Origin of the sequence: Granulicella sp. S156 (assembly GCF_009766105.1) — a bacterium.
Classification (GTDB): Bacteria; Acidobacteriota; Terriglobia; order Terriglobales; family Acidobacteriaceae; genus Granulicella.
The window spans coordinates 395,530-407,312 of the sequence record NZ_LMUH01000022.1; the positions used below are offsets into that span (position 1 = coordinate 395,530).

The window sequence follows — 11,783 nt, forward strand, 5'->3', positions numbered from 1 at the left end:
CTGCTCCCGCAAGCACACCTGCCGCAGCGCCAGCGAGCACAACACAACCTGCATCGACAACCCCCAAGCAGTAATCTAATCTCAGGACCGGAAGGGCACGGCCACGGCCGTGCCCTTTTAATTTCGCTTTTCCCTTTTCCTGTTTCCTGTTTCCTATCCTGCCTATGTTTCGACGCCTCAGCCCGCTCTTCCCCTACCTGAAACGCTACTGGCAGAGCTTCGCCTGGGGCGGCCTTGCGCTCATTACCTACAACGGAACCAAGGCCATGGTTCCGCTCGTCGTCGGCAAGGCGATCGAAGATATGCACCAGGGCTCAAGCATTGCCAAAATCGGGTATGACGCACTGCAACTGCTGGCCCTTGCGGTCGTCTCCGGAATCTTCCTGTACCTCATGCGCCAGATCATCATCGGCGCCTCGCGCGAGATTGAGTACGATCTGCGCAACGACCTCTTCGCGCACCTGGAGCTGCAGCCGCCAAGCTTCTTTCAGCAGCACCGCACCGGCGACATCATGGCTCGTTCCACAAACGACCTGAACGCGGTGCGTCAGTTGTTAGGCCCGGCCATCATGTACAGCGCGAACACTATCTTCTTTACCGCTATCGCGCTTCCGTTCATGATTCGCATCAGCCCATGGCTGACGTTGTGCGCCTTCGTCCCGCTGCCCTTTGCTTCGGTGCTGGTGCAATACTTTGGGGCGCGCATTCACACCCGCTTCGAACGCATCCAGGCCATGTTCTCCGACATCTCCGCACAGGCTGAAGAGAACTTCTCCGGTGCGCGCCTCATCCGCGCCTTCGCGCAGGAAGAGGCGCAGATCGCGGCGTTCGAAGAGTCCAACCGCGAGTACATTCGCCGCAGCCTGATGCTTGCCCGCCTGATGGCGATGCTCTGGCCCACGCTGGAGTTCTTCCTCGGCATCTCCATGATGCTCACTCTCTTCGTGGGTGGCCGCGAGATTATCCAGCACCGAATGACTGTCGGTCAGTTCAGCACCTACAACGTCTACATGGTGATGCTCATCTGGCCCATGATCGCGATTGGCTGGGTCGTAAACCTTGTGCAACGCGGCGCAGCTTCAATCGTCCGCATCGACCAACTGATGAAGCAGCAGCCTGTCATCGACGATAGTGAGGCCAAGCCCGAGTTTGCGGCCACACCCATTGCCGGCAGCATCGAGTTCAACAATCTCAGCTTCTCCTACGCGACTGGTGGCGAGGTGCTGCATAACATCTCGCTCGAGATCCCTGCCGGATCGAGCCTCGCCATCGTCGGCCCTACAGGCTCCGGCAAATCGACGCTCGTCTCGCTCATCCCGCGCCTGCAGGACGCAGCCTCCGGGATGGTGCTGGTCGATGGTCGCCCCATCCACGAGTATCCGCTCGCCACGTTGCGCCACGCTATCGGCTTCGTACCGCAGGAGACGTTTCTCTTCTCCACCACCATTGCCGATAACATCGCCTTCGGAGTTCCCGCAGCGACGACGAAGGAGAGCCATCAGGCGCTGGATCAAGCTGTCGAATCCGCGGCGCACACCGCACACATCCGTACCGAGATCCTCGAGTTCCCGCAGGGTTTCGCGACCGTTGTAGGCGAGCGTGGCATGACGCTCTCCGGCGGACAGAAGCAGCGTACGGCTATCGCGCGCGCTATCCTGCGCGATCCGCGCATCCTGATTCTCGACGATGCGCTGGCCTCCGTCGACACTTACACCGAAGAGCAGATCCTCAACGGCCTGCGCGCGGCGATGCAGGGCAGGACAACGATCTTCATCGCGCACCGCGTGTCGACAGCGCGCAATGCCGATCGCATTGCGGTGCTGGCCGATGGCCGCATTGTGGAATTCGGCACGCACGACGAACTGCTCGCTCGCGGCGGCTACTACAACGACCTCTTCGAGAAACAGAGCCTTGAGGAAGAGATACTCACGGCGTAAGAGAATCACTTCTCTTCCCAATTTGTCATCTCGACCGAAGGCAGCGTTTGTATGGGCAATTGACGAGCCTGTCGGGTTATTGGACGGGGATCAATGGGAAATGCACTTCGTTTTTGAATTGTTCTCTCGTCTTAACCGCAGTGTGGAGTTTTCCATATGCATCCATTGCAACGAGTTGGAAGCTAACGCTGGGGATCAGAATGTCCGCGCTAGTTTTACCGGGCAAAATGAAAGCCAGAAAACCGGGGACGATTTGACCTTGTTGAATAGGAGCGATCGTCTTCTTATAGAGCGCATCATCACCACGAAAGAGCCGATAGTCATTCCCTTTCAGCTCTAGCTGAGTGTCAGTGGGAAGGGGTATCGCCTTCACTTGGGTCTTATCTGGAAAATTTACATATAGATTCCAATCCCTAACGGCACTCTGGCTGCCAGCGTTGCTGACAATGGCCTGCATCACAATCAAAGCCCCCTGTCCTTCATAGGGAGGACCAGGGGTACCAACATTCAGTGCTGTGATCTGTATATCGAGGTGAGGTAATCCACTCAGATATGCAGTGTTGACCAAGAAGCCGACACCGCCAAAAATAACGGCTCCTATAAATGCCAATGCCAAAACAACAGTCCACGTAGAATCTGAACGCAAAGCCGTGTGTATGAGTTTGGCCAGTTCGATCATTGTTTTCGTGTGAAAAGTGAGAGAGTGCCATCCTATCACGCACCCTGAATTTCAAACTGACCGTTTGCCGCCTTCCGTCGAGATGACAGGTTTGGAGATAGGTCTATAGGAGAAGCACCCTAGTTCTTCGTGACTCCCATCACCTTCACGATCACGCGCTTCGATCTACAGCCATCGAACTCGGCATAAAACACTCGTTGCCATGTGCCAAGATCGAGCCTGCCATGCGTGACCGGCAACGTCGTCTCATGGTGTAACAACAACGCCTTCAGGTGCGCGTCAGCATTGTCCTCGCCGGTCTGGTGATGCTTGTATCCCGGCCAACGCGGAGCTAGCTTCTCCAGCCACTTGCCGATATCTTCGATCAGGCCGTCTTCGTTGTCGTTGACATAGATCGCCGCGGTGATGTGCATGGGCGAGACAAAGCACAAGCCATCATCGACGCCGCTACGGCGAACGATAGCCTCGACCTGCGGGGTGATGTGAACCATCTCATACTGCTCTTCGGTGTTGAACGTCAGGTACTCGGTATGAACCTTCATGCGGCTATTTTAGAGCGCCACAATCCGGCCCCATCCTCAACACCGGGTGCCCCATCTTCGGCGCGCTTTTTGCGCCTAAGGTGGGCATCGCTGAAAGCGACCGCTCCTGCCCATGTTTGTTGTACCAAGGGCCAGTGACGATACGAGCGATAAGCAGGAGCGGTCGGGCTTCGCCCGATACCCACCTTAGCCGCGCATAGAACGCGCGTCGAAGATGGAGCACCCGATTTTTGCCGTTGCTCTGCTTTTCTGGTTGTCATCCCCGCAGGGGATCTGCTTCACCCGAGCTGCCACAACCGCCAGCATTTACACTCCTCCCATGCGCGCCACTCTTCTGCTCACAATGCTGGCCCTCGCCACTGCAGCACACGCTCAATGGCAGATTCAAGACGTACACACCACCGCCAGCCTGCGCGGCGTCTACAGCCTCGGCAACGGCATCGCCTGGGCCTCGGGGACAGAAGGCACGGTGCTGCGTACCGAAGACAACGGCAAAACGTGGCAACACTGCGTTACGCCACCCAACGCTGAACACCTCGACTTCCGCGGCATCCAGGCCTTCGACAGCAAAACGGCCATCGTCATGTCCAGCGGAAAAGGCGATCTGTCGCGGCTGTACAAGACCACCGATGGATGTCAGACGTGGAAGTTGATCTTCACCAATCCTGACAAAGATGGATTTTGGGACGCCCTGATATTTGAAGATCAGACAACCGGTTTCTTGCTTGGAGATCCAGTGCATGGATATTTCTACTTGGGTGAAACAACCGATGGTGGCAAGACATGGATTCAAAAGCAGAATCGTGGCCTAGAGGCCGATGCTGCCCGACAAGGAGCCTTCGCTGCCAGCAACACTTCGATGTCCGTAATGCACGGACAGCCTTCCTTCGGTTCAGGAGGCGTGGGCGGGGCCTTCCTATATCGGCTGATTGCGTCGATGGTCTACGAAGACGACTCTCCCCCAAAAGATCAAAATAAAAACTGGAGCATGGATTCGTGGACTTCTGTTCCAGTTCCACTCGGATCAAGAACGGAGTCCTCAGGTCTATTTTCACTTGCCCTTCTGCTGACAGGATCGGGTGTCGCCGTCGGAGGCGACTACCTCAAACCCAATGCCTCCACCGGTACAGCCGCGTTCACTCAAGATGAGGGTCATAACTGGACAGCATCAACCACCCCACCCCACGGCTATCGCTCCTCCGTAGCCTACGACATCCCCACCAAAACCTGGCTCACCGTAGGCCCCAACGGCACCGACATCTCCACCGACGACGGCCGCAACTGGCACCCTCTCACGCCTGGCTCCAGCGATGCGCCCGACGCCGACAAGAACTGGAACGCACTCTCGCTGCCCTTCGTCGTTGGCCCGCACGGACGCATCGGCATCCTGCGCGATGGCGCACTCGCGCCGCACAAGTAGCGCGGGGTGTAATGTCGCACCGCCGGTTACGTCAGCCCTTGTAGTGACACACTGAAGCAATTTTCTCGCGGGCCACGCAACCTAGAACAAATACAGGAGACGCCATTGCTGATCCATCTAACAGAAGCGTTGCAAATGACCGGCATCATGGCCTGGGAGATTCTCTGGGCACTCTGCCTGGGCTTCATCCTCTCAGCCATCATCGAGGCCGTTGTCTCTAAAGAACACGTCAGCAAGCTGCTGCCTGACTCCTCTGCGAAAACCATCGTCGTCGCCTCGGTGCTCGGCGCGGCGAGCTCGTCGTGCTCTTACGCGGCTACGGCACTGGCGCGCTCGCTCTTTCGCAAGGGAGCGGACTTCATCGCCGCCATCGCGTTCCAGTTCGCTTCCACGAACCTGGTGATCGAACTCAGCGTCCTGCTCGCCGCCTTGCTGGGCTGGCGCTTCATGGCGGCTGAGTTTGTCGGTGGCCCCATCATGATCGCGCTCGTCGTGATCTTTCTGCGCGCCACGCTCAAGCCGCGCGTCATCGAAGCTGCCCGCAAACAGGCGGAGCGCGGCCTGATCGGGCGCATGGAAGGCCACGCCGCCATGGACATGAGCCTGCACTCCGGCACGTTCTGGCAGAAGCTGACCTCGGCCAAGGGCTACACCGCAACGACGCACTATTACTGGATGGACTGGTACTCGCTATGGCCGGACATCGCGGGAGGCCTGCTGATCTCCGGATGCCTCGCCGCCTGGGTGCCGCAACATTTCTGGCAGGGCTTCTTCCTCACCGGCCACCCAATGCTGGCAAAACTGTGGGGGCCGTTCGTTGGCCCGCTCGTCGCGGTGCTGTCCTTTGTGTGCTCGGTGGGCAACGTGCCGCTGGCTGCGGTGCTCTGGAACGGAGGCATCAGCTTCGGAGGCGTCATCGCCTTCCTCTTCGCCGACCTCATCATCCTGCCCATTCTCAACATCTATCGCAAGTACTACGGGTGGAAGGTTGCCGCCCTTCTCTTCGCCGCCTTTTACGCCGCGATGGCGCTGTCCGCACTCGCTGTCGAAGCGCTCTTTGGGGCGCTGCATCTCATCCCCACCGAGCGCAAAGTGCAGATCATGCAGGAGAGCGTCCGCTGGAACTACACCTCGGTGCTCAACATTCTGTTCCTGCTGGTCTCCGCCGTTCTCCTCCTGCGCTTCCTGAAGACCGGCGGGCCTGCGATGTTGAAGATGATGGACGAAGCGCCAGCACCCGATGCACCAGCGCACCATTGCTGCCATTAGTCGCTTCGCGAGGAGTGGAGAGAGTAGACGGGTTGTTCTTGCCTTTGTCTTTGCTTTTCTTGTTGTCATTCCCGTAGGGAACCTGCTTCTGGCCACCCCCTAGCGATTGCTGTGGCACGAACAAACAGCAGATTCCCTGCGGGAATGACAACAAGAAAAGCAACGGCCTTCTATCCTCTACACTCTTCCCTGATGACCCTCTACGCCGCCACCTCCAACCCCGGCAAGCTCGCTGAGTTCTCCACCAGCGCCAGCACCGCCGGTATCGACGTCCTCGCCCTGCCGGGCATTCAGTCGATGCCTGAACCCGTCGAAGACGCCGACACCTTCATGGGCAACGCGGAGTTGAAGGCCGTGGCCTATTCCCTCCTCGCTCCTGGTCTGCTGGTCTTCGCCGACGACTCGGGACTTGCCGTCGATGCCCTCAACGGCCAGCCGGGCGTCCGCTCGGCGCGCTTTGCCGACGATCTTGGCTTCGAACCCGGCTCAGGAAGTAAGGACGACCGCAACAACCGCTGCCTCCTCTCCTTACTCACCCAACACACTCACCGCACCGCCCGCTTCGTCTGCACCCTGGCCCTGGCCCGTGACGGAGAAGTCCTGCTCCGCGCCGAGGGTACCGTCGAAGGCGAGGTCCTCTACGCTCCCCGCGGCAAGGACGGCTTCGGCTACGATCCGCTCTTCCTCGTGCCCTCGCTTACCCTTACGCTGGCTGAGGTTCCCCGCGAGAAGAAGTGGCAGATCAGCCATCGCGGCAACGCCTTCCGCAGCCTCCTGAAACAGCTCCAAAACGGCTCAATGTAAGAATTTCGCACAAACACGCCGATTACCGCTCACTCGGCCAAGGTTTGCTTGACGCTGCATTTAACACAGCGGAATAATCATCCTGCCTACCTGCGGCGAAAACCGCAGGAACTCAACCTGTCCACAACCCCAGACAGAGTTCTCAGGCCAGCCTACCCAAGGATCTCAGGAGTACCGCATGGCCACAGCCGCAGCTCCCGCAACACCCACTCTTCGAGGCGTCCAGCCGCTTCGTGCCGGCGAAGGCCACTCTTTCTTCTGGCGCCGGCTGCACTCGCTCTCCGGCATCGTGCCCATCGGCGCGTTCCTGATCGAGCACATCGTCTCCAACTTCGAAGCCGTCAACGGCCCACTCGCCTACGCCCAGCAGGTAAAGTTCCTCAACAGCCTGCCGCTGGTGCGCGTCCTCGAGTGGTGCTTTATCTTCATCCCGTTGGCCTTCCACGCGCTCTACGGGGTCTGGATAGCCTTCCGCGGACGCGCCACCGTGAACGTCTACCCCTGGGCGGGAAACTGGGGCTACCTCACGCAGCGCATCACCGGCATCATCGCGCTGCTCTATATCGTTCAACACCTCTGGAGACAGCGGTTCTCCGGCGTCAACCTGCCCGAGCATCCCGGCGCGGCCTTCGCCAAAGTGCAGCACGAGCTGCATAATCCCTGGATGCTGGCCATTTACGTGATCGCGATGATTGCGACCTGCTGGCACTTCGCCTATGGCATCTGGCTCTTCGCCGCGAAGTGGGGCATCACCCCTGGCGATAAAGCTCGCCAACGCTTTGGCTATGTGTGCGCTGCGGGGGGGACTGCACTTTGTGTTCTCGGACTTGTTGGGATGTATGCGTTTATCAATCCGAAGTATGCGAACGCACCTGAAGATGTCATGCCCACGCAACCTCCCGCAATCGTACAGCCTGTACAACCCTGAGTTTGTGTTGCAGGAAGTTTCGTTATGGGCATGGCTTTGGAGCCTGTCCTGAGCGCAGTCGAAGGTATGCCCCAAACTCCTAAGAATTAGCCCCAGAGGTACGGAATGGCAGCTACACCCAGAATCATCGTCGTCGGAGGAGGCCTTGCCGGTCTCTCTGCCGTCATCAAGATCGCCGAAGCTGGCGGCAAGGTTGACCTCTTCTCCATCGTCCCGGTCAAGCGCTCGCACTCGGTCTGCGCCCAGGGCGGCATCAATGCCGCCAAGAACCTCAAGGGCGAAGGCGACGACGTCTTCAAGCACTTCGACGACACTATCTACGGCGGCGACTTCCTCGCCAACCAAACGCCGGTCAAAGCCATGACCGCGCAGGGACCGGCGATCATCGACCTCCTCGATCGCATGGGCGTGCCCTTCAACCGCACCCCCGAAGGCCTGCTCGACTTCCGCCGCTTCGGCGGGACGCTCTATCACCGCACCGCCTTTGCTGGCGCGACCACCGGGCAGCAGTTGCTTTACGCGCTCGACGAGCAGGTACGCCGCTACGAGGCCGAGGGCAAGGTCACGAAGTACGAAGGCTGGGAGTTCCTCTCCGCCGTGCTCGACTCCAAGGGTGCCGCACGCGGCATCTGCGCGATGGATCTCCGCTCCATGGAGACCCGCACCTTCCCCGCGGACGCCATCATCGTCTGCACCGGAGGCAATGGTGCGATCTTTGGGAAGTCCACCAACTCCGTCGTCTGCACCGGGTCTGCCCAATCGGCGCTGTATCAGCAGGGAGCTTTCTACGCCAACGGCGAATTCATCCAGGTGCATCCCACTGCGATCCCTGGCGAAGACAAGCTGCGGCTCATGTCCGAGTCCGCACGCGGCGAAGGCGGCCGCGTTTGGGTGCCTCGCGACAAGAACGACAAGCGCGTGGCACGGTCTATCCCCGAAGCCGACCGCTGGTACTTCCTCGAGGAGTGGTATCCGAAGTACGGCAACCTCGTGCCGCGTGACGTCGCGACTCGCGCCATCTTCAAGGTCGTCTACGAGCATGGCATGGGCATCGACGGCCAGCCGATGGTCTACCTCGACCTCACCCACATCGACCGCGCGACGCTGGATCGCAAGCTCGAAGGCATCCTCGAGATCTACGAGAAGTTCGTCGGCGACGATCCTCGCGAAGTGCCGATGAAGATCTTCCCCGGCATGCACTACACCATGGGCGGCCTCTGGGTGGACTTCAACCAGCAGACCAACATCCCCGGCGTCTACGCCGCTGGCGAGGCCGACTACTCCATCCACGGAGCGAACCGCCTGGGCGCGAACTCGCTGCTCTCCTGCATCTATGGCGGCTTCGTAGCCGGGCCGCAGGCGATGGCTTATGCCAAGGCACTGCCCGCACAGGAAGGCGACGGAGGCCACGCCGCCGAACTCGCCCGCCAGAAGGAAAAGAACGAAGCCCTGCTGAACAACAAGGGCACCGAGAACCCGTTCAAGATCTGGCGCGAGCTGGGCGAGACCATGACCAAGCACGCCACAATCATCCGGTATAACGCTGGGCTAGACGAGGCCGATGCCAAGATCGTCGAGCTGCTGGAGCGCTACAAGAACGTCAATCTTTCCGACAAGAGCCAGTGGGCCAACACCAGCTTCGCCTTTACGCGGCAGCTGTACAACATGCTCGAACTCGGCCGGGTCATCGTGCAGGGTGCGCGTCTCCGCGACGAGAGCCGCGGCGCACACTACAAACCCGACTTCCCCGAGCGCAACGACGAGAAGTTCCTCAAGACCACTAAAGCCGCGTACAAAGACGGCGCTCCGGCCTTCGAGTTCGAAGAGGTCGACACCCAGTTCATTACCCCACGGCCGCGCCGTTATGACGCGACCGCGTAAGTTTTCCCGAAGCAAACGTCTCCAACAGCAAGAGATGTTTGTTTGGATTCAAGCAATGAGGTAAGTCATGAGAAGGTTTTTTGTCATTTTGACGATCTGCTTTTGTTGCTTCGCAGCGCACGGGCAAAAGACACGACTAACGCAAGGCATAGAACATGCGAAAGCGGGAGTCGTTTACCCGATCAAAGTACATGTTTCTGGCATACATTACCGCTCAGAAAATCCCAAAGGGATTCTGGACCTGGGTATGCCCAATAAAGCAATGTACGAAAATGCCGTCATGGATGGGGAAAAAGTCGAATTGCAGCTGAACCAGGAGATTCCTTTTCCTTTCTACAATTTTCCACTTGGAGATCAGCAGGCACGACTTTTGAAGGATTCTCATACAACGAAAGACACGCCACTATTCCGGGAGTATGAGTTGTTGCTTCCGGATAAGACCGTATGGCGCTTTATTGTTACAGGGATCTCCGAATAGTAAAGCCAGTTGCCAAAGAAGGTGCCCTACATCCGTGATCGTCGATTTCGCCGTCTAACGGTACATGATCGACCTACTTTACATCACGCTCGCAGTAGCCTACGTGGCCGTAGTTGTTTCGATGGTCACATACAACGTCCGGCTCCACAGCAAGCGGGACACCCTGGAAGAAAAGGGCCGCCTGCCGATGTCACTGGAAGAAGGCATACTGATTGCCACGGAACACAAGCGGCATCATCTGTACGCCAGTAGTCACTAAAGCAAGGCCCCGGTGAGCGATCGCCGGGCAGATGCATCAAGAAGCGCCACATGGCGGGTAGTCCGCAACCGGGGACTGCCACGCCGAAGTACTAGGTAGAAGCGAGGGAGCAAGAGCATGGCACAAGCAGCCACGAGCACCAGAACGATCAAGGTCGAGATCAAACGCCAGTCCACACCGGACGGCAAGGCCACGACTGAGGCCTTCGAGATTCCCTATCGTCCGAACATGAACATCACCTCGCTGCTCGGCGAGATCGCGCTCAATCCCACCACCGTGACCGGTGCTGCGACTACGCCGATCACTTACGACTCCAACTGCCTGGAAGAGATCTGCGGCTCGTGCGCCATGTTGATCAACGGCAAGGCGATGATGGCCTGCTCTGCGCTGGTGGATAAGCTGGAACAGCCGATCCGGCTTGCGCCGCTGTCGAAGTTCCCTGTCGTGCGCGACCTCGCCGTCGACCGCTCGGTGCTCTTTGAGAACCTCAAGGCCGTCAAAGCCTGGGTGCCGATCGATGGCACCTACGACCTCGGCCCTGCGCCGCGTCAGTTCCCTCAGATCCAGGAGCAGCGCTATCCGCTCTCCAACTGCATCTCCTGCACCATCTGCATGGAGGTCTGCCCGCAGTTCAACGATGTCACCGGCTTCGTAGGCGCGGCGACCATCGCTCAGGCAAGGCTCTTCAACATGGACCCGGCAGGTTCCGTCTTGAAGGAAGACCGTCTGCGCGCACTGGCAGGCGACGGCGGCATTCAGGAGTGCGGCTTCGCCCAGAACTGCGTCCAGGCCTGCCCCAAAGGGCTTCCACTCACCGAGGCCATCAGCGATATGGGCCGCGATGTATTCGTGCAGCAGGTGAAGGATCTGTTTACGAGGTAGATCTTAGTAGCAGCCTCGGGTTTAGAACCAGCCCCGAAGGGGCGCCCCATCATAGCCCAGGGTGAAACCCTGGGTTACAGGTCCTCCTGGAATGCAGAGCGCTGTAAGCGCGATCTATTCTCTCTGTATGTCGCAATCGCTCTCCTATCTGCTCATCCACGTCATCTTCAGCACAAAAGATCGTGCACCGATCATCGGGGATTCAATACGTCCGAAACTCCACGCATATCTTGCTACGGTAGCTCGTAACGCTGGATGTGAATGCTACCGCGTAGGAGGCGTTGCGGACCACGTCCATCTCGCCATTCTTCTCTCACGAACTCTGGCGGTTTCAGAGCTTGTAAAGGAGCTAAAAATCTCCTCCTCGAGATGGATGAAAGCACAATCACCGCTCACGCTGGCTTTGCATGGCAGGGAGGATATGGTGTGTTCTCTGTCGGATCTTCAGATCTGGAAGTATTGAAACGATATATCGACATGCAGGAAGAACATCACAAGACCCTCACGTTTCAGCAGGAGTATCGGATATTTCTCGAGAAATATGGCGTCGAATACGATGAGCGGTATGTCTGGGATTGATCGATAGATCGCGCTTACAGCGCTCTACATCTGTGGGGCCCGGTAACCCAGGGTTTCACCCTGGGCTATGATGAGGCCGCCCCTGCGGGGCTGGGATTTGTGCCTGATCGAACCCTCATATCTTT

11 protein-coding genes and 1 pseudogene are annotated in these 11,783 nt (G+C 58.6%); 10 read left to right on the forward strand and 2 right to left on the reverse strand.

Translation table 11 applies throughout. The features are described from left to right. The first annotated feature begins 164 nt into the window (after nucleotides 1–164). A complete protein-coding gene (locus GSQ91_RS17325; protein ID WP_158823012.1) occupies nucleotides 165–1,937 on the forward strand; it encodes an ABC transporter ATP-binding protein in 1,773 nt (590 codons plus the stop codon). A 76-nt stretch (nucleotides 1,938–2,013) separates the two neighbouring features. Here the strand turns inward: GSQ91_RS17325 and GSQ91_RS17330 are convergent, their stop codons facing one another. Both GSQ91_RS17330 and GSQ91_RS17335 read right to left on the reverse strand, forming a co-directional pair. Beyond that, complete coding sequence (locus tag GSQ91_RS17330) at nucleotides 2,014–2,616, reverse strand: hypothetical protein (protein ID WP_158823013.1); 603 nt, start codon at nucleotides 2,614–2,616, stop codon at nucleotides 2,014–2,016. 119 nt (nucleotides 2,617–2,735) lie between these two features. Continuing rightward, nucleotides 2,736–3,158, reverse strand: a complete 423-nt coding sequence (locus tag GSQ91_RS17335) for a secondary thiamine-phosphate synthase enzyme YjbQ (protein ID WP_158823014.1) — start codon at nucleotides 3,156–3,158, stop codon at nucleotides 2,736–2,738. 319 nt (nucleotides 3,159–3,477) lie between these two features. On the opposite strand from GSQ91_RS17335, the gene GSQ91_RS17340 reads away from it, so the two are divergent. The 9 genes and pseudogenes from GSQ91_RS17340 to tnpA all read left to right on the forward strand — a co-directional run bounded on the left by GSQ91_RS17340 (nucleotide 3,478) and on the right by tnpA (nucleotide 11,658). Then, nucleotides 3,478–4,578, forward strand: coding sequence for a hypothetical protein (locus tag GSQ91_RS17340; RefSeq protein WP_158823015.1), 1,101 nt, complete (start codon nucleotides 3,478–3,480; stop codon nucleotides 4,576–4,578). A 105-nt stretch (nucleotides 4,579–4,683) separates the two neighbouring features. Continuing rightward, nucleotides 4,684–5,847, forward strand: a complete 1,164-nt coding sequence (locus GSQ91_RS17345) for a permease (protein WP_254064661.1) — start codon at nucleotides 4,684–4,686, stop codon at nucleotides 5,845–5,847. A 144-nt stretch (nucleotides 5,848–5,991) separates the two neighbouring features. After that, nucleotides 5,992–6,651, forward strand: a complete 660-nt coding sequence (rdgB, locus tag GSQ91_RS17350; RefSeq protein ID WP_254064663.1) for an RdgB/HAM1 family non-canonical purine NTP pyrophosphatase — start codon at nucleotides 5,992–5,994, stop codon at nucleotides 6,649–6,651. Nucleotides 6,652–6,829: 178 nt separating this feature from the next. After that, nucleotides 6,830–7,579 (forward strand): succinate dehydrogenase, encoded by a 750-nt coding sequence (locus GSQ91_RS17355; RefSeq protein ID WP_158823016.1) that lies wholly within the window; start codon nucleotides 6,830–6,832, stop codon nucleotides 7,577–7,579. A 105-nt stretch (nucleotides 7,580–7,684) separates the two neighbouring features. Then, a complete protein-coding gene (sdhA, locus tag GSQ91_RS17360; protein WP_158823017.1) occupies nucleotides 7,685–9,460 on the forward strand; it encodes a succinate dehydrogenase flavoprotein subunit in 1,776 nt (591 codons plus the stop codon). Between the two features lie 67 nt (nucleotides 9,461–9,527). Beyond that, nucleotides 9,528–9,938 carry a hypothetical protein gene (locus GSQ91_RS17365; protein ID WP_158823018.1) on the forward strand — a complete coding sequence of 137 codons (411 nt, stop codon included), beginning with the start codon at nucleotides 9,528–9,530 and terminating at the stop codon, nucleotides 9,936–9,938. Between the two features lie 64 nt (nucleotides 9,939–10,002). Beyond that, the gene (locus GSQ91_RS17370) at nucleotides 10,003–10,197 is read left to right on the forward strand and encodes a hypothetical protein (RefSeq protein ID WP_158823019.1); all 195 of its coding nucleotides are present in this window, start codon (nucleotides 10,003–10,005) and stop codon (nucleotides 10,195–10,197) included. 117 nt (nucleotides 10,198–10,314) lie between these two features. After that, nucleotides 10,315–11,079 (forward strand): succinate dehydrogenase iron-sulfur subunit, encoded by a 765-nt coding sequence (gene sdhB, locus GSQ91_RS17375; protein ID WP_158823020.1) that lies wholly within the window; start codon nucleotides 10,315–10,317, stop codon nucleotides 11,077–11,079. Between the two features lie 127 nt (nucleotides 11,080–11,206). Beyond that, a pseudogene (tnpA, locus tag GSQ91_RS26280) lies at nucleotides 11,207–11,658 on the forward strand (IS200/IS605 family transposase). The last annotated feature ends 125 nt before the right edge of the window (nucleotides 11,659–11,783 follow it).